Annotated in this window: 14 protein-coding genes; 9 read left to right on the top strand and 5 right to left on the bottom strand. The window is 36.5% G+C overall.

All coding sequences use genetic code 11. The features are described 5' to 3' along the window. Positions 1–51: 51 nt before the first annotated feature. From BLR30_RS01425 to BLR30_RS01415, 3 genes are all read right to left on the bottom strand, one after another. Positions 52–3,831, bottom strand: coding sequence for a fibronectin type III domain-containing protein (locus BLR30_RS01425; protein WP_089853615.1), 3,780 nt, complete (start codon positions 3,829–3,831; stop codon positions 52–54). 481 nt (positions 3,832–4,312) lie between these two features. Beyond that, positions 4,313–4,549 carry a hypothetical protein gene (locus BLR30_RS01420; RefSeq protein ID WP_139164565.1) on the bottom strand — a complete coding sequence of 79 codons (237 nt, stop codon included), beginning with the start codon at positions 4,547–4,549 and terminating at the stop codon, positions 4,313–4,315. A gap of 147 nt (positions 4,550–4,696) precedes the next feature. Then, positions 4,697–5,140, bottom strand: a complete 444-nt coding sequence (locus BLR30_RS01415) for a hypothetical protein (protein WP_089853609.1) — start codon at positions 5,138–5,140, stop codon at positions 4,697–4,699. A 232-nt stretch (positions 5,141–5,372) separates the two neighbouring features. Here BLR30_RS01415 and BLR30_RS01410 point away from each other — a divergent pair, with 232 nt between their 5' ends. From BLR30_RS01410 to BLR30_RS01375, 8 genes are all read left to right on the top strand, one after another. Further along, positions 5,373–5,915 (top strand): YMGG-like glycine zipper-containing protein, encoded by a 543-nt coding sequence (locus tag BLR30_RS01410; protein WP_089853606.1) that lies wholly within the window; start codon positions 5,373–5,375, stop codon positions 5,913–5,915. Positions 5,916–5,971: 56 nt separating this feature from the next. Next, positions 5,972–7,615, top strand: coding sequence for an LIC_10190 family membrane protein (locus tag BLR30_RS01405; RefSeq protein ID WP_089853603.1), 1,644 nt, complete (start codon positions 5,972–5,974; stop codon positions 7,613–7,615). Positions 7,616–7,656: 41 nt separating this feature from the next. Beyond that, positions 7,657–8,727 (top strand): chorismate synthase, encoded by a 1,071-nt coding sequence (aroC, locus tag BLR30_RS01400; protein WP_089853601.1) that lies wholly within the window; start codon positions 7,657–7,659, stop codon positions 8,725–8,727. Between the two features lie 17 nt (positions 8,728–8,744). Next, the gene (locus tag BLR30_RS01395) at positions 8,745–9,308 is read left to right on the top strand and encodes a thioredoxin family protein (protein ID WP_089853599.1); all 564 of its coding nucleotides are present in this window, start codon (positions 8,745–8,747) and stop codon (positions 9,306–9,308) included. A 16-nt stretch (positions 9,309–9,324) separates the two neighbouring features. Then, a complete protein-coding gene (locus BLR30_RS01390; RefSeq protein ID WP_089853596.1) occupies positions 9,325–9,864 on the top strand; it encodes a TlpA family protein disulfide reductase in 540 nt (179 codons plus the stop codon). Positions 9,865–9,945: 81 nt separating this feature from the next. After that, the gene (locus BLR30_RS01385; RefSeq protein ID WP_089853593.1) at positions 9,946–10,293 is read left to right on the top strand and encodes a YkvA family protein; all 348 of its coding nucleotides are present in this window, start codon (positions 9,946–9,948) and stop codon (positions 10,291–10,293) included. Between the two features lie 141 nt (positions 10,294–10,434). Further along, positions 10,435–11,802 (top strand): orotidine-5'-phosphate decarboxylase, encoded by a 1,368-nt coding sequence (gene pyrF, locus BLR30_RS01380; RefSeq protein ID WP_089853590.1) that lies wholly within the window; start codon positions 10,435–10,437, stop codon positions 11,800–11,802. A gap of 69 nt (positions 11,803–11,871) precedes the next feature. Beyond that, positions 11,872–14,688, top strand: coding sequence for a gluzincin family metallopeptidase (locus tag BLR30_RS01375; RefSeq protein ID WP_228400676.1), 2,817 nt, complete (start codon positions 11,872–11,874; stop codon positions 14,686–14,688). A 62-nt stretch (positions 14,689–14,750) separates the two neighbouring features. Here the strand turns inward: BLR30_RS01375 and BLR30_RS01370 are convergent, their stop codons facing one another. Together BLR30_RS01370 and BLR30_RS01365 are read right to left on the bottom strand one after the other, a co-directional pair. Continuing rightward, the gene (locus BLR30_RS01370; RefSeq protein WP_089854585.1) at positions 14,751–15,608 is read right to left on the bottom strand and encodes a T9SS type A sorting domain-containing protein; all 858 of its coding nucleotides are present in this window, start codon (positions 15,606–15,608) and stop codon (positions 14,751–14,753) included. A gap of 211 nt (positions 15,609–15,819) precedes the next feature. Next, positions 15,820–16,611, bottom strand: a complete 792-nt coding sequence (locus BLR30_RS01365) for a phage head spike fiber domain-containing protein (RefSeq protein WP_089853587.1) — start codon at positions 16,609–16,611, stop codon at positions 15,820–15,822. Between the two features lie 187 nt (positions 16,612–16,798). On the opposite strand from BLR30_RS01365, the gene BLR30_RS01360 reads away from it, so the two are divergent. Continuing rightward, positions 16,799–20,011, top strand: a complete 3,213-nt coding sequence (locus BLR30_RS01360; RefSeq protein ID WP_089853584.1) for a hypothetical protein — start codon at positions 16,799–16,801, stop codon at positions 20,009–20,011. Positions 20,012–20,083: the final 72 nt, after the last annotated feature.

The following is a 20,083-nucleotide window of genomic DNA, read 5'->3' as shown; positions in this document are numbered from 1 at the left end:
TGTAAACTTTGGATAATTCCTTTTTTCTTTAACAAATACTTGATTCATTTTTTATTCCTTGATGAATTTCTTTTGGGCAGTACCCTGAGCATCATCAATATCAATTACGTAAACCCCGTTAATCAGATTGTGTACATCGATCTTATTATTAAGGATAATTCCTGATGATACGATCTGCCCTGCTGAATTGTAGATTTTATAATTAGCTCTTTTGCTAATATTCTTCACATTCAGCACTGTTTTTACAGGATTTGGATAGATAAGTATTTCCGTCTGGTTCACAGGATTTGGAATAATTGGTTTTGAAATTCTTACCGTATAATCCTCTACTTCACCTGTCGGGAAATTGGTACAATTCACTGGAATTGCATCTTTCTGAAGAGCTACACGCATTACAACATATTTAAAATCTGTCATACTGATAAATGCGTCTGTAGGTACGGAGAATGTTCCGCTTACAGTCTGCTCATTGTTTGGTCCTGAAACAAAGACTCTTTCATTAATATCAAAGTACCCGTTTCTGTTGAAATCAATCCAAACTGCAACACCTGCATTTGTATTTCCGGAAAGTTTTTTCTCAATCGTGATCTTATTGTCTGAAGATCCCTGAATAAGCTCAATAAATTTATTGTTAACTCCTGTATAATCTGTATAGTTTGATGCCGGCGACTGATTCATCATTTCAGGTTTACCATTCGGTGTTACTGTTACTTTTGAAATATATTCAGAGCTTGAAGAAGTAGAAGACATTTGACAATAAACTACCGTTGGTGTCGTAAACAAGTAAGGCAATGTATATGTACCCGGAGTTCCACTACAAACATTTGCTACCTGCATTTCGTACTGTGTAAGTTCAAGAAGCCCAGACAGTGTAATTGTATTCGTGTTTGAAGTCACTGTAGTCCAGCTCGGAATACCCACTTTTCTGTACCTCAGTATATAGGTTGCACCAGGGAAAGGTTCCCATGTTACTTCAGCTGAGTTTGGAGTAATAGTAGTAATCGTTAATCCAGGAGGAGCAATGTCACAAGTTCTTTCAGTAGTAAATACTTTAGGATTTGACCATGGATTTAATGTACTTTCATTATCACACATATTGGCAATCTGAACTTCGTAAGTTGTATAGACGTTCAAACCTCCAAGATTATATGTATTGGCAGGCGCTAACGGTAAAGGAATATTTGCACTCCATCCTCCTGCGCCACTTCCTACAATTCTGTATCTCATGAAATAGTGTGAGCTTAAAGCCAAAGGCGACCATTTAATCAACGCTGAATTCGTTGTAATGTTACTGATCGTTACATTTGGAGGAGTAGGATCACATCTCGTAGTAAATGTATTGTTTGAAGGTAGTCCTTCACTACCATTACAAACCGCAACAACCTGTACTTCATATGAAGTTGCAGATAAAAGATTGGTTAGAGTAGTTGTATTTGTAGGCGTTGGATAAGGTGCAGCCGCAACACTTACTGACTGCCAAGGAGCACTTGATCCTACGGGTCTGTAATTGACAATATAGCTTGCTCCCCCGTTATCCTGAGGCCACGTTAGAACCACTGAATTATGTGTTGGAGTGCCAACTGTCACAACTGGAGTCGTCTTGCTGCAAACACGTACATTAATATTATCTATCGCTACCGGAGGTTGTGTTCCGCCACTTCCGTCATTTCGCCACTCAAATACAAGACGCATTGTGCTGCCTGCAAAGCTGGAAATATTCAATGTCGGATTAAGAACAGTCTGCCATGTAGTCTGTTGATTATAATTGCCTCCGATTTGAATCCTTCCTGTTCCGGCTGTAATCTGAGTGCCAGAAGTAGGCATAAAAGATGCCGGTACCAGCCAAACTCTCAGATAATCCCAATTTGATTCACCAGCAGCTTTCCAATCAAAAGAGAAAGTCGCTGTAGTCGTTGCAGCAGGAATAGCAATATCTCTGTATGCGTGAACTACACTCGACGAACTGGTACTGTAGGCATTAGTTGTACCGTTGGTATTGGAAATATAAAGTGAATTGGCAGGATTTCCTGTTGCACTTCCATAAGTCCACTTATTAACCTGCGTTCCGTTAGTATAACCCATATCACTTCCAGAAGTAAATTGCTGGATGTAAGGAAGGTTTGCCGGGATCTGGGTCGTTGTAAAAGTTGGCCCTGCTATCCAGAAGCTTGTATCTGTTCCCGAACAAACAGAACGCACCCAGAAATAATAAGTGGTATTTGGCACCAATGGAGACAATGTCGCCGTAGTTCCCGTAGATGTATAAGTAGGTGCCGTTGAAGATGTAGGAGGAACGTTAGTGGTTGTCATATAAATCTGATAACCCGCTGCAGGAGCAGGCGAAGGAGCCGTCCAGCTTATTGATGCTGTATTCGATCCTACACTTGTTACCTGAATATTCTGAGGAACTTTACAGGTAGGAATACTTAAATTAATATTATCAATAGCGATAGGCGGCTGAGTACCACCACTTCCGTCATTTCGCCATTCAAACACAAGACGCATAGTACCTCCTGCAAAAGAACTCAGGTTAAGTCCCGTATTAAGGTAATTTTGCCATGTTGTCTGCTGATTAAAGTTGGCTCCGATCTGGATTCTTCCACCACCGGCAGTAATCTGAGTTCCAACGGTTGGCATATAAGTCGCAGGCACCATCCATACTCTTAAATAATCCCAGATAGATTCTCCGTCTCCTTTCCAGTCAAACATTAAGGTTGCATCTGTAGTTCCTGCAGGCACAATAATATCCCTGAATGCATGAACTACACTCGTTGAACTTGTACTGTAAGCATTCGTTGTACCGTTCGTATTTGAAATATAAAGTGAGTTGGCAGGATTTCCCGTTGCAGAACCATACAACCATTTATTTGTCTGAGTTCCGTTAGAAAGCTGAAGATCGTTGCCTGTTGAGAAATTCTGCACATAAGGAATTGTTGCCGGGATCTGCGTTGTTGTAAAGCTTGATCCTGCTATCCAAAAGCTGGTATCTGTTCCTGAACAAACAGAACGTACCCAGAAATAATAAGTAGTGTTTGGCACCAACGGAGACAATGTCGCTGAAGTTCCTGTAGATGTATAAGTAGGTGCCGTTGAAGATGTAGGAGGAACGTTAGTGGTTGTCATATAAATCTGATAACCCGCTGCAGGAGCAGGCGAAGGAGCCGTCCAGCTTATTGATGCTGTATTCGATCCTACACTTGTTACCTGAATATTCTGAGGAACTTTACAGGTAGGAATACTTAAGTTGATATTATCAATAGCAATAGGCGGCTGAGTACCACCACTTCCGTCATTTCGCCATTCAAAAACAAGACGCATAGTACCTCCTGCAAAAGAACTCAGGTTAACTCCTGCATTAAAATAATTTTGCCATGTTGTCTGCTGATTAAAGTTGGCTCCGATCTGGATCCTTCCACCACCGGCAGTAATCTGAGTTCCGACGGTCGGCGTATAAGTCGCAGGCACCATCCATACTCTTAAATAATCCCAGATAGATTCTCCGTCTCCTTTCCAGTCAAACATTAAGGTTGCATTTGTAGTTCCTGCAGGAATTGTAAAATCTCTGTAGGCCTGCACGACGCTTGACGAGCCTGTGTTATACGCATTGGCAGCAGCATTGTTTGAAATGTAAAGTGAATTGGCGGGATTTCCTGTTGCAGAACCGTAAAACCACTTATTTGTCTGAGTCCCATTGAGAAGTGTGAAATCATTTGTGGTATTAAAGTCTTGGGAATAAGGTAATCCGGCAGGTGTCTGCCCATAGATGTCAGGTATGACTCCAAGGTTAAGCAAACACAGAAGAAGTACTAAGAAAGTAGAAATTTTCTTCATAAGTTATCATTTAATATTAATCATTGCAAATCTAATTCGTTTTTTGATAATATATAGTATAAAATAAAATGTTTTTTATATAAATTCTATCAGATATCAAAAAGGAATTTACAAAAATAAGTACCAAAGCTTATTTTTAAGCAAAAACGATTAATTTCATTTTTTATTATTGACAAGATTAAAACCGATCATTTATCTGCAAAAAAGATATTTTTATCAAGCGGAAAAAATAAGCGCTCCTCAAGCGGGGACAAAAAAACACAAATGATAAAAAAAATTTTATAGAATCAGTTAATTTAATTCTACTGTAAAATTAAATAGGAAAAATAAAAAATTATGAGTCTGGTCATATTTTATTTTTTACAGCAATTTTTAATATTTTTTTATCCAAGATATTAACTAATAAACTTTAACCCAAAAAACTCCTCAAGGAATACTGAGGAGTCTAAAAAGGATATATGGGGTCTAAAAAAATGTTTTTTTATCTCATTGAGTCAGTACGTGTATTTCCGTCCGCTCTGTTAGACTGACCAGATGCCGATTGATTCATTATACTATCTCTCACACTAGCAGTGGTATCCATAGATGTTGCAGTTTCGGTATTATCAGGATACGTTGATACCGCATCAGTAGAATCACTCATAGAATTTGCATCATTCTGCACTTCCTTCTTTTGGCAGCTGACAGCGAAAAGGCTTAATCCTAGCATTAATAGCATTACTTTTTTCATATAATAATTTTTTTAGGTTGATATGAATTCAAAATTAGACACATCAAATCAATTGTAATATGAGCAAGATCATAATGCCGTGAATTATTTAAGATTCAAAATTATTTTATCACACACCCTATAAACAGGAAATGATTATTCCTCCCACACAATAGGAATGTACACCGTAATATAACCGTCATTATCCACCTGGCTGTCAGACACAACGCCCGTTACAGAACCATATCCTACCCATCCGCCCTGCCCTTGCATAGCAGTAAAAGTATAAGTACCCGCCGGAACTCCTTCATAATATTTAGGTAAAGATTGAAAACCTCCTCCCGCGTATGTCTCAAAAGATTCTCCTGTGGTAGTATTGGTGGCGATAAAACTTCCTACATCATAGCTACCGGAAAGAGTTTTAGTTCCGTTCTGAGACATCAAGCCATAACGGATCGTATAAACTTTGGATTTAGAAATTTCTTTTTTGTCTGTAAGATTTTTTGGTTCAGACGTAATCATATCATCATTGGATGAACACCCTGCAAGAACTGCGATTGATCCTGAAAGCATCAGCATCTTAAAAATTGTAGATTTCATAAAATGTAATTTGGTTTCTACAAATTTAACTAATTTATATTAATTCAACAATAAGAGAAAATTAATTAAAAATTACATTTCCGAAAGCTTTATTGAAAGGCTTTTCGGATTAGTTGCAATGAAGTTTATATCAGATTTTTAAAATTTTAACATTATTTAACCGGATTTTGGCTTCATAATTGAAAACACCTTACCGTCAAGCTTAGTTTTGATACCTATTAAAATTTGAATTATGAAAAATATAGTGTTGACAGGTCTATTGTCAGTATTTGTATTGACCGCCTGTAAAAAAGAAGATCAGATAGCCGAAAAATCTCTGGAACAAGAAAAGATGGAATTCCAGATGAGGCAACTTGAAATTGAAAAACAAAAATTAGCCATTGAGAAAGAGAAAATGGCATATGAAGCCCAGAAAAAAGCAGACAGCATTGCTGATATTGAGAAAGCTAAAACCGCGGCTGCCAATTCCAGACCTCAGGTAATTCGGGAGACTCATACTGTTTACAGAGACAGACCCAGTTCAAGCTCAAGCAGCGGAAACTATGCCAACAATGGAAGCAGTGCATCACAAGGTACAACTCAGAAAAAAGGAATGAGTGAAGCCGCTAAAGGTACTATTATTGGTGCCGTAGGAGGTGCTGCATTAGGGGCGATCGTTAATAAGAAAAGTCCGGGTGCCGGTGCGGCAATTGGTGGTGTTATCGGTGGTGCTACAGGTTATACCTTAGGTAGAGCACAAGATAGAAAAAGCGGACGAGTACAACCACGTAATTAATTTATTTCACCATAATTTATAAGAAAAGATTGTTTATTTTTAAGCAATCTTTTTTTATGTTTTTAATTCTCCTCTCCAGTATTTTACTCATTCCTGTTCTTATGGGCTGGGGAAAAGCTAGTGAATATGTTTTAGATAAATTTTTAATTGGCGTTTCGGGTAAGTCATTATCCGGGATTTTTACCATCAGCGTACTATGGACAGGTTTGTCATTTTTTATTCCTTTAAATTCACATGTAGAGATTGCGACAATCTTAATCGGATTATTCTTTTTCTTTCATGATAAAATTTACAAAGAATTTAGTTGCTTCTCCAAAAAAGACTTCATATTAATCGCATTCATTTCACTCATCATTATATTTTGCGGATCTTTTTATCCGTTTATTTTAGATCATTTCGGATATTACGTTCCTACTATAAAATGGCTTACAGAATTTGGAATGGTAAAGGGAATTTCAAATCTTGATCTCACATTGGGACAAATGTCGATATGGCATATCTTTCAGGCCGGGTTTTCCAATTTTTCTGATCCTTTTCTGAGAATCAATTCGGTATTACTCATTATTTATACTTTATATATTATTGAGAAGAAAAGCTGGATTCAGTTATGCTTCATTCCCATTTTAATGCTATTTTCCCAGTCTCCCAGCCCCGATTTATCGGTCATCGTATTTTCTGTCATTATTCTGAATGAAATTTTAAAAGGAAACAGATCAACCGCTCAATTATTTGTATTTTCTGTGTTTGTTTTTGCTATAAAACCTACGATGATATGGCTGCCGATATTAAGTTTCCTTTATTCATTTCTGATTGTCAAATCTCCTTCTAAAATACTTTTTCCCGGCGTTCTGGTCATTATATTATTTTTCACTAAAAACATCTGGACTTTTGGCTACCCTGTTTTTCCGATTTCCATAGGAGATATAGGCGTAAGCTGGAAGCCGAATGATAAAATTCTAGAGACCTCTTCCCACTTTGCCATTCAGAAAACATATGATATGCAGTACACTTATCAGGAAATTGAAAAATTTTCTTTTATGGATTACATTCACAACTGGCTGTTTTTACACGGAATAAAATCGGCAATAAACATTTTCTTTGTTGTAAGCCTAATTGTCTTTATTATTTTTAGTTTCATTAAAAAGAACAGAATTATCAGCCTGATATGTATTTCGATATTGATAAAAAGTATTCTGGTTATTCTATTTTCGGCGCAATATCGGTTTTTCATTGATGTGTTTTTTGTTATTTTTTTCGTCCTTTTTACTGGTTTCTTTAATCAAAGAAGATCAATAATAACATTCTCAGTATTAAGTTCAATGATTGTGATATTTCTAACGGTTCCATCCCTTGCTCAAAATTATCTACCAAGTTTCAGACTCGGAAACTTTATGGGAAAAATGGAAACAGCACAGCTTTACAAGCCTTCTACTTATAGTGACCTGACATTTAATTCTTATAAAGTCGGAAATTTATCATTTCACATTTCCGAAAGATATCCTTACAATTTCAGCACTAAACTTCCTGCTATCTCAGAAAGCTATATTTTTGATGATGTAAAAGCAGGAATCTTTCCGCAGATGCAAGATAAAAAAGATATGAGAAAAGGTTTCATCTGGAAAAAATTAAATTTAAAAGAAAAAATGGAAGCAGAGAACGTTATAATTTCTATCAAAAAGTCATATCAACAGAACAAATAGACAGCATTCTATATCTGAATAAAAAGCTGTAAATTTGTAGTATGTTAAATACTCTAGGTAATCTTCTCAGCCTTACAACATTTGGAGAAAGCCACGGTCTGGCTTATGGTGGAATCATTAATAATTTTCCGGCAGGTTTAACGGTTGATTTCGATAAAATACAATATGAACTTGATCGTAGAAAACCGGGACAGTCTGCCATTGTAACCCAAAGGAAAGAGAGTGATACGGTAAAATTTCTTTCAGGTATTTTTGAAGGAAAAACTACCGGAACGCCCATTGGTTTTATCATCGAAAATGAAAATCAGAAATCGAAAGATTATAACCACATTGCAACGTCTTACCGTCCGAGCCATGCAGATTTTACGTACGATCAGAAATACGGAATCAGAGATTATCGCGGGGGCGGAAAATCTTCAGCGAGGGAAACCATAAACTGGGTTGTGGCCGGAGCATTGGCAAAACAACTTTTAGCAGATATTGAAATTAATGCATACGTTTCTTCTGTAGGCGAAATTTTCTGTGAAAAACCTTATCAGGCTCTTGATTTTTCAAAAACAGAAAGCAATGAAGTGAGATGTCCTGATGCGGAAACTGCGGAGAAAATGATCGAGAGGATCAAAGAAATCAAAAAAGAAGGAAATACCATCGGCGGAACGATTACGTGCGTCATTAAAAATGTTCCGGTGGGAATTGGTGAGCCGGTTTTCTCAAAACTACAGGCAGAATTAGGGAAAGCAATGTTGAATATTAATGCTGCAAAAGGTTTTGAATATGGAAGCGGATTCTGCGGTGCTAAAATGACAGGGAAAGAACATAATGATCTTTTCAACGAAGATTTTTCCACAAAATCTAATCTCTCAGGGGGAATTCAGGGTGGAATTTCCAACGGAATGGATATTTACTTCAGAGTCGCTTTTAAGCCTGTTGCCACCATTTTAAGACCTCAGGAAAGTGTTGACAAAGAAGGAAATCCTGTGATCGTGGAAGGAAAAGGGCGCCATGATCCGTGCGTTCTTCCGAGAGCAGTTCCTGTAGTAGAAAGTCTCGCAGCTTTTGTTCTGGCAGATTTGTTTCTGATCAACAAAACAAGAAATATCAATAATTTTTAACATAAATATTTTTAGTAATGAAAAATTACTGGGAAAAAGCAATCTCTTTCGAGGAATACCTTGAAATTGGCAAACAAAGATTAGCAAATCCTGCTTCACAACAGGAAATCGACTATAAACAATATTACGAACTGGGAATTCAGAGAATTGACCGCACATTAAAGAAATATGTCCCGGATGAAAATCAGCTGAAAGAACTCGAAAAGAAAAACTTCGACGGAAAAATCCTGATTATCTCGGAAGTATGGTGTGGTGACGCAAGCGCTACCGTTCCTGCTTTGGTGAAATTTTTTGAAGGCAGAAATAAAGTGAGAATTTTCCTGAGAGACAGCGACAAAAGCTTAATCAATCAATTCCTTACAAACGGAACAGAATCGATTCCTAAAGTGATTATTCTTGATAACAATTTTAAGGTAAAAAATTCATGGGGTCCACGCCCTAAATATGGAAAAGAATTACTGGCGAAATATAAAGCCGATCCGGAAACTTATACAAAGGATATGTTTTACAACGATTTGCAGATTTATTATGCAAAAAACAGAGGAAAAGATGCCGTTCAGGAAATTTTAGAATTGCTGTAGTTAATAATTTAATAAAATGAAAAAAAATCTCATCTATCTCATATTAATCGTCATTATCGGAGTAATTGCCTTTGTTCCGGGAGTGAAAGAAAAACTTCAGGATACATTTTTTCCTGTCGCAACAATTGAGAATGCAGTTCACGTAAGTGATGAAGATTATGACATCGACCTTCAGGGAATCAATGTTCCGAGTACAAACCTGAAAGCATTTAAAGACAAGGCTGTATTCCTAAACTTCTGGGGAACCTGGTGTCCGCCGTGCAGAAAAGAATGGCCTTCAATCCAGAAGCTGTATGACACCCGGAAAGATCATGTTGATTTTGTTCTGATCGCAATGAACGATCAGGAAGATGCCGTAAGAAAATTTTTAAAAGAAAATAATTACAACGTTCCCGTTTATATTGCGCAAAGCCCGATCTCAGAGAAAATCCTTCCGAAAGTGTTCCCAACCACTTATCTACTTGACAAAAACGGGAGAATCATCATTAAAGAAGATGCTTCAAGAGACTGGAATACAGAATCGGTACATCAGTTTATCGATAATATCATCAAATAATTTTAACGTTCCATAAGATTCCGTTGGTATAGAATTTGCGAATTAAGTACCGTTGTAAAAATTATTAAAATCAAGCACAAAATGAAATATTCAAAATTAAGTCTGGCTAAGGAAGCCATAAATCATAAAGGTTTTATCAGAAAAATACCTGATATTTTCAGAATGATAAGAATGTGGAGAAAAGGAGAATACCCGATGCGATCTATCGATATTATCCTGCCACTTTTGGGAGTTTTATACATTATTTCACCGATTGATCTTGTTCCTGAAGTAGCAGTTCCCGTAATCGGCGTTTTGGACGATCTGGCAGTCTTGTCACTTACGATTCCAAAACTCATTAAAGAAGTGGATAAATTCCTGCTTTGGGAAGCAGACCGAAAATATAACAATAGCGGTACGAAAATAATCGATGCCGAAATCATAAAATAATCAAAACATCCCAAAAGGATGTTTTTTTGTGGATGATGAATAAGTTATTATTTTAAAAAATTTACAATTGACTTACGAAGTAAAATTCACAATTGACTTTCAATATCATTTCATTAAATTTGCAACATCTAATAAAAAATAATGGAAAGTAAAAAAGAATTCTTTTTAGAGTGCTATAAACTGGGCATCATCAAATTTGGAAGATTTACATTAAAAAGTGGCATCGAAAGTCCTTTTTATGTAGACTTAAGACCTTTAGCTTCAGATCCGAAAATTTTAAAAAACTTAGCTAATTATTTATTGGAAATGCTTCCTTTAGATAATTTTGATCTGATCTGCGGAGTTCCTTACGCAGCCCTTCCGATGGCCACAGCAATGTCTCTGGAAAGCTATATTCCATTAATTATAAAAAGAAAGGAAGCCAAAAACTATGGCACAAAAAAACTGATTGAAGGAATTTACCAGAAAGGACAAAACTGCCTTTTGGTAGAAGACGTAATCACCTCAGGAAAATCACTCATCGAAACAATTGCGGAAGTTGAACAGGAAGACATCAAAGTAGCCGATATTGTTGTTGTTCTTGACAGAGAACAGGGCGGGAAAGAACTTCTGGAAAGCAAAGGATACAGAGTCCACACGCTTTTCAACATTTCAGAAGTTTGTTCGATTCTTCAGGAAAATGGAGAACTTTCTGATGATGAAGTGAAAAGAATTCAGGATTTTCTGAAAGGAAATCATATTCAGTTTGAGGAAAAAACAAGAGCATCATACGAGCAAAAGCTCAATAACGCACAGCATTCCGTTTCTAAAAAACTATTGGAAACAGCATTGGCAAAACAATCTAATTTAATTGCTTCTGCGGATGTAACAACCACTCAGGAATTACTGGATCTTGCTGAAAAAGTTGGCCCGCACGTGATTGCTTTAAAAACACATATTGATATTATTTCTGATTTTGAATACGAAAAAACGATTACTCCATTAAGAGATTTGGCTGAAAAGCACAATTTCCTTCTCATGGAAGATCGCAAATTTGCAGACATCGGAAATACTCAGGAACTTCAGTTTACGAGTGGGGTTTTCAAAATTACAGCCTGGGCAGATTTCGTAACATCTCAGGTTATCGGAGGGTTTGAATCTTTAGACTGCTTTAAAAATGTAGGTGTCGTAGCAATTATCGGAATGTCTTCGAAAGGCGCTTTAACAACAAGTGCTTACAGAGAAGAAGCCCTGAAAGTAGCTGCATCCCATCCAAATGTCATTGGAGGGGTTTCCCAAAACCCGCTTCCGGAAGAAATGCTGTTGTTTACTCCGGGCGTTAATCTTGCAGATTCAGGGGACGGAAAAGGTCAGCAGTATAACACACCTGAACATGTATTTAAAACTCTTCACACAGATTTTATTATTGTCGGAAGAGGAATTTATAAATCTGAAAATCCTGCAGAAGCTGCAATTACGTATAAAAATGAAGGATGGAAGGCTTATTTAGATTCCCTTAAAAAAAACTAACTCAAAGTTAATTTAAAATTTAAACTACTTTCTGCAAAATACGTTATATTTGAACTTTATCACAGTTAATTGAGAAATATTTGTATTGGTCTTGCTTTGTTTTTGGGTGTTGCAGAAGTTTCTGCACAGAAAGACAGCATTTATATTGAAGCTAAACTTTCTTCTGACAAGAGGAGACTGAGTATTAACCAGGAATTGGTTTATTACAACAATTCTGCTCATAATCTTAACACAGTAAAGCTTCTAAACTGGGTTTCCGCTTACAACAAAAGAGGAACATCGCTTGTGTACCGGAAACTTGAAGACCGAAATACAGATCTGCATTTTGCCAAAAAGAATGAACTCGGAAAATTACTGAATTTACGAATTAAAAATTCTGATCAGGAAATTCCGGTGACTAATATTTCCGACGAGAATTTTTTCCTGCCGTTGAAAGAAGTCTTAAAGCCGGGAGAGCAGATAAAATTACAGTTACAGTACGAAATTCAGCTTCCTGATAAAAAATTTACAGGATACGGAACTTCCGGTGATAATGTAGCTCTGAAATATTTTTTTATTGTTCCGGATCGCTTTGATCCGGACAATATTTCCAAAAGAAACTATCATGATATCGAAGAATCGGTAAGTTTCAATACCTACTGGACGGTGAATTTTGATGTTCCCGTCAATTCTTTTATTGAAAGTAATCTTCAGCAGTTCCAGATGAATTCCTTTAAAGGATATCTTGACTCGGATCCTGAATTTGTCATTTCTCAGAATGACTATCCAACGATTAATATCAACACCGATGACATTCATACGGAAATAAAATTCGGGTATAATATCAAACCTGAAGAGAAGCAGAATCTGGAATTCTATCTTCCACTACATTTAAAATTTATCAAAAACAGAATCGGCACTATTCCTGAAAGAATTTTCATTTCTGATAAATTCAGGACAAAGGAAGATTTTTTCGGAAATAATGATATCACGTTCTGGAAGTTCAGGTTTCAATTATTTAATGAAGCACAAAAAACAGACCTGGATTACTTCGGAATTGTTGCAAAAAAAGTCTTGGATGAAAGTATCATCACAGACAAACAGAATTATCACTGGTTTAAAAATGGATTAAAATCTTATCTGGAAATTCAATATTTAAAAGATTTTTATTCAGACACAAAATTATTGGGCACATTACCCGAAACAAAACTTTTTGGGGTAAAACCTTTAAAACTATTTCATGCTTCCGAAGTAAAACTGATTGAGCGGTATGGACTTACCTATCAATATATCATGTCTCAGAATCTTGATCAGAAAATCGCTGAAAAATATGCCGTTCTGAGCAACTTCAACGACATGGCTATCAGCAGTTTTGAAACAGGAACATTATTTAGTTATTCAGCTGATAAAATGGGCTATGAAAATTTTGATAATTTGGTTCAGAATTTCATTGCAAAAAACAGAGACCATGAAATCAATCCGAATGATTTTATAAAAGAACTTGCCGAGAAAGATAAAAGAACAGCATACTTATCGGAGTTTTTGCAGCACAAAAACAGGGTTAATTTTAAGCTTAAAAGATTTAAGAAAGAAGGAGATTCTATTACGGTAAAAATTCAGAAAAATACCTCTTCTAACATTCCGGTAAAACTTGAAACCGAATCGGAAGAAGGAAATAAGAACGAATATTGGGTAGAAACGGAGGAAAATAAAAAAAATACAACCGTTACAATTCCGGATCTTAACACCCACAAGATCACACTGAATGACGAATATATTTTTCCGGAAGCCAATTACAGGGATAATTTTTTGTATGCGAAAGGCTTTTTTTCCAATATGAGAAAGATCAAGTTGAAACTAATCAAAGATATACCGAATCCCGAGTTTAACGAAATTTACGTAAGTCCGAAAATCCGTTTCAATAATACTTATGATAAATTTCTGATCGGATTTAATTTTAAAAATCAGTCTTTTTTTGATCGTAAATTTTTATATTCTTTTACACCAACATACAGTACAGGAACGGGAAAACTTACCGGTTCGGGAGCGGTCGCCTACTCTTTTCTTCCTGCAGAAAGCATCTTTAGAAGCATAACTTTCGGAGTTTCCGGATCTTATTTTCATTATGATTATGATCTGGCATATCGCAAGAGTTCTGTCTATTCAAATATCAATTTCAGAAAAAACCCTAGAAGTACCGTAGGGAGAAGTCTCGGAATTTCTTATAATTATTTTGAACGGGATCTAAGCCCTCTCATGATTGCCAATAAAGATTATGATAAATATAATCTCTGGAGTATCGGATACGGGTATAATGACAGCCAGAGCATTCATGAAAAGAGTCTCGGGGTGAGTACACAGTGGATGGAAGATTTCCAAAAAGTAACGGCAGAAGCATTTTACCGTTGGGAGTTTGCACCAAGACAAAAACTGAGTGTACGTTTGTTTGCGGGGTATTTTGTGAAAAACAATACGCGGAATAATACCTTTAACTACGGGATTTCCCGCGTTTCGGATTACTCTTTCTCCTACAACCTTCTCGGACAAAGTGCTACCGGAGGAATTCTTTCTCAGCAGTTTATTCTGGCTGACGGAGGTTTTAAATCCTTTATCCCCGGAAGCGTCAATAAGTGGCTCACTTCTTTGAATGTAGACACCAGTGTCTGGAAAATTTTCCATGTCTATGCAGATGCCGGAATTTATGATAACAAAAATCTTCCAACTAAATTTATATGGGATACCGGCGTTAAAGTACGGTTGATTCCCGATTTTCTTGAAATCTATTTTCCGGTGCAATCTTCCTTAGGTTTTGAGCCTTCGTTTAAGGATTACGCAAAACGTATCAGATACACGCTGATTCTTAATTTGAATTCAATTATTAATGCCGCAAGAAGAGGCTGGTATTAAAAGTAAAAATGCCCTGGATCGTTTTAACCCAAGACATTTTTATTATTATATTTTAGAAAAAATTAATCTTTAAGAATCTTTTGCGAAACCGGCTGGTTATTTACCATACCTGTTACGATGTAGTTTCCTTTTTGTAAATCAGCAACATTCAATGTTTCGTTTTCTCTTACAGAGGCAGTTTTCACAACCTGACCCGACATGTTATAAACTTTTACATCTTTTACATCTGAACCAAAAACAATTTCATCAGACTTTACAAAAGTATTTTTGATGAAATTAGAACGAATTGCATTATCAGATATATCACTCACGGCTAAACTACCTGCCAATGGAGAAGGTAAAGCAATCGTGAAATCGACATTGTTATTATTGGTATCTCCTGAAATTCTGGTAATGGAATTAAGAATTGTTGGAGATGGAGCGGCACCCGCCCCTTCATATTGATTAGCTAAGCCATATCCTACAAAATCTAAAACATTAGCCGCGGTAGGACCAGTTACCTGAGTGGCGTTGCTGGCAAGAGCAACTTTACCTGAAGTAAGTCCGATTCCTAGTCCCGCTCCTACTATCGGACCGGATCCATCGAAATTCAAAACAACATTTACCACAAGATTCGGGTTTACAAGGTTAATAAGCCCACCGCCATCACCTCCTTCCTGGATCAGATAGGTCTGTCCCGGGAGCAAACTAATGGTCGGTAAATTGTGATATTGGGTGAATGCTCCGGTAGCAGAACCATACTGGATGGTTGCTCCTGTGAGACTTGCTGTTGTATTACCAATGTTTTTCAACTCTATGAAGTCATTCGTTAAGGTCGCGCCTAGAAGGCCTCCTCCTGTATAAACTTCATTAATTACAATCTGGGCATTAGAAAACGCCATCATCGAGATAAGCCCGATAAAAGTAAATGCTTTTTTCATAATCAAGTGATTTATATTGTAAATACAAATCATCAAAATAAATGCCAAATATTCAATCATATACCACAATTTTTATGAAAAATTTATAAATATGGTATTTATTGAGCAAAAAAAAGGATCACTTAAAAAGTAGTCAAGCTTTCTTTTTTTACGATCACAAAAAAAGCTGCTTCATTTTTGAAACAGCCTCTTATGTATATTGTATAAGATATTAGTCTTTCAAAATCTTTTGTGAAACCGGCTGATTATTTACAGTACCTGTTACGATATAATTACCTTTTTGTAATTCAGCAACATTTAATACTTCATTTTCTTTTACAGAAGCAGTTTTTACCACTTGTCCGTACATATTAAAAATTTTCACATCTTTTGATTGAGCTCCAAAAGAAATTCCGTCATTTTTAACAAAAGTATTCTTCACTAATCTATATTTTGAAGGAGCAACTTCTCCAGCTGCTAAAACTGTAGAAGATATTACAGAAAAGTCATCAAAAGCAGCCACAGTAGAGTTATTATAAGCTCTTACCGCAAGTTGAAGCAATACAACATTTGCTGGTGCTGTTACAGTTGTTGTAAATAACGTCCACGCTGAAGCTGTTGGCAAATATCCATTTTCAGGTCCTCTTAACGGGTCGGTACCTACAGCACTTGATGTTCCTTGCTGATAAATTATATTTGATGTTGCATCTTTATAAACAGACCAGATTCTCGCGTCGGTACCATCTCCTGTAGCTTTATACCAGAATGATATTGTATATGTCTGGCCTGCTGTTACAGGAACTTCCTGATAGAAACCTGTTGTAGCACTAGCATTTTGGTATTGAGCTGAATTCGCCCCATTAGATCCATCTCCAGCAACTAAAGTTGGTGACTGATAACTACCTGAAGGGCCAGCCGTCCAACCTGTCAATCCATTATCAAAAGAAGGGTTAGAAACTAAATTTTGTGCAAATGCCATGTTTGCAACCATTGCCAACCCAATAAATGAGTAAATTTTTTTCATGATTTTAAAAATTTAATTATTAATAATTTACAGCCCAAAATTACGCCATTTTTTCTTTCCGATACAATAATCGGGTTAATTTTTTGTTAATAATCCTAAAACCCTTTCCATAAACAATTTTTAAGTATTTTTACGAATTATTTTTAAAAGCTTGCGGAATTATATTCTGATATTCGTGTTATTCTTTATGGGCATCTTCTTAGGAAATGCTCAGATATTCACGTGGAAAAATCCGAATCTGCCTCAAGACAGTCTGATACAGGACAGCATCAGGCAAGACAGCATACTCGCCGCTAAATTTGAGCAGGATATTTTCGCAAAAGATACCATGGATTTTGTCAAGACCAATAACAGAATCATAGTAGATGAAGGCGTTCTTGCCAAAAACGATAAAAAAAGATTTTTAGGTGAACTTAACTCCAAAGGTTCCATTATACGAGGGATTACCTTTGGTAATAATCAGGGACAGTCGGTACAAAGTTCTATGGATTTGCAGATTTCAGGAAGACTCTCAAAAGATGTAACGATTCTCGCCAGTATTTCAGATCATAATTTACCTATTCAGGCAGACGGATATACACAAACCCTTGAGGAATTTGATAAAATCTATATGCAGCTTAATATCAAAGATAAATCTATATTAAGAGCAGGACATCTCGATCTTGTTGAAGCCAAAAATTATTTTGCTAAATATCAAAGACGAAGCATGGGGCTTGAATTCCAGACGGAATTCGGGAAAGACAATAAAACATTTGTCGATGTATCCATGGGAGTTGCGCGAAGTGAATTCCACAGAATCCGTTTTCAGGGTGTTGAGGGAAACCAGGGACCTTATCGTCTTACAGGAAAAAACGGAGAACAGTTTATTACATTAATCTCGGGATCGGAGCAGGTTTTCATCGACGGTATTTTGATGAAACGCGGTGAAAACCAAGATTATATTATTAATTACAATACCGGAGAAGTTACATTTACCAGTTTCAGGCCTATTTTCCAGCAGAATTTCATTACCATTTCCTACAATTATACGAACAGGAATTATTCAAGATATTTATTCACCGGAAAAGTTGAGCATAAAAGAGAAAAATTAAAGCTCGGACTCAACTGGTTTATGGAAAATGACAATAAAAATGCACCGCTAGCTTTAAATCTTTCCCCTGAAGATCAGCAAATTCTGGCAGATGCAGGAAACGACCCCAACCTGATGTACGCACCTTCCGGTGTTGTGACAGAATATGATGTCAATAAAATCCTTTATCGAATTGTGCAGGATCCGGGCGGGAATTATTATCAGTTTTCTACGGATGCCACACAGACTTTGTACACTGTTTCCTTTACCTATTTTGGGGCAAATCTCGGAGATTATAAAGTTACACAGACCACGAATAACGGTCGTGTTTTTGAATATGCAGGTCCAAATATGGGAGATTACCGAGCAGTAAGAAAGCTTCCTTCCCCTGAAAAATCGCAGGTGTATTCATTAAATTCCGAATATGCATTAAAAGACGGAAAAATAGGTGCCGATATTTCTTTAAGCAACTACGATGTCAATTTATTTTCGTCTAAAGATTCTAACCAAAATATCGGATATGCATGGCGAATTTTCGGAAATAAAACTTTCACTAAAAACAAATGGAAAGGAACCCCCAACTTCGAATATCAGTACATCGATAAACAGTTTCATATTTTAGACAGGATCAACGACGTAGAATTCTCCAGAGATTTCAACCTTGCCCAGGAATTCAGCGGAAGAACCCAAAACAGATTCATTTTCAGCTTTTTAAATAAATGGAATAATAAATCAACTTTAAATTACAGAATCAATTATCTCGACGAGCAAGATTCTTATAAAGGAATTAAAAATGATCTCGATTTCGGCTGGATCAGTGGGAAATTCTTTACTAAAGGGAATTTTTCATATCTGAATACAAACGCCATTCTTCAGGATACAAAATTTATCAGAGGAGGAGCTTCAACAGAATACACCGGCAAGAAAGGCAGCTGGGCAATTGGCGGAAGCATGGAGCATAACGAGAAAAAATACAATGATACCCAACTGATGGATGTTACGAGCTTCAGCTGGAGAGAAATTTTTGTTCAGAAAAAAATTGGAGACAGCACCAGAACGAAATTACTCACTAAAGTTTATATGAGAGATAATGACTCTGTTCGCGACAACAGGCTTCAGAGCATGAATAACATCTTAGGTTTCATGGCAGAAAGTCAGATCATTAAGACTGAAAAAACAACATTGAACGCACTCCTCCACTACCGTAAATTTTTTTACCAGAATCAGGATGTCGACGCTTCCAGAAACAATGATTTTGTAGTCGGAAACATCCTTTACAACCAGCAGCTTTTCAGAAACGGAATGCGTCTTCAGGCTTTCTATGAACTAGGAAACGGACAGGAAGCCCAGCGGGAATTTCAATATATAAAAGTAACGGATGGCCAGGGTATTTACAAATGGACAGATTATAATGGCGACGGCATCCAGCAGCTCGACGAGTTTGAAATTGCAGAATATTCGGATCTGGCTCAATATATCAGGATTTATACCAATTCGGTAAGATACATCCCTTCCAATAAAAATAAAATTCAGCTGGCATTGTTTGTAAATCCTTCCATAGTATTTAATTCTGAAAATAAATTTCTGAAACGCTGGAATTTTAATATTTCATTAAATTCCCAGAATTCATTCTATAAAAAAGATAAAGTTTTAGTTATCAACCCATTTGAAAAGAATGATGACCAGATTCTCAAAAACCAGAACATTCTTGCATCGGCACAGTTTAGCCCGACTGAAAAATCCGGTTGGAACGGAAATTACAGGTTTATATCCAATGATAACCTCATCAATGCCAATTTCAGCAACGAAGAACGGGAACAGATTTCGCACTTTTTAAATATCGGATATTGGTTTAATAAAGAATTCAGGATAGACTGGGAAAATTCTGTGCATGATATTCGAAACTCTTCACAACTGTTCACCACAAGAGATTACCGTCTGAATAATTTTGAGACAAAGCCAAAAGCAACCTACAAATTTACTGATGCGATACAGGCCGAACTCTCCTCAGCTTTCCGTCAAAAAGACAGAGTAGATGGTGAAGAACTCCTGAAAGCTTTTGATATTACAGGAACGATTCAGTGGGAACGCCGGAAAACTTCCATCAGAGGAAACTTTTCATTTATCAACAATAATTTTACAGGAAATAATTTCAGCATCGTAGGAAATCAAATGCTGGACGGACTTAAACCAGGTAAAAATCAGGTTTGGAGTGTCTTTATTCAACAGGCGATCAATTCTTTTCTTCAATTAAATCTAAACTACGAAGGAAGAAACTCAGGTGACCGAACAATCCATATAGGAAGTATGCAGGTGAAGGCGAGTTTTTAAGTTTAAGTGTTGATATTTTACATATGATTTACCATCATTTAAACTCATAGATATTATCATATTTTCAAGTGA

Source organism: Chryseobacterium taeanense, assembly GCF_900099685.1.
GTDB classification, from domain to species: domain Bacteria; phylum Bacteroidota; class Bacteroidia; order Flavobacteriales; family Weeksellaceae; genus Chryseobacterium; species Chryseobacterium taeanense.
The sequence above is the reverse complement of the archived record's forward strand: the minus strand, read 5'-3'. Positions and strand labels throughout refer to the sequence as shown.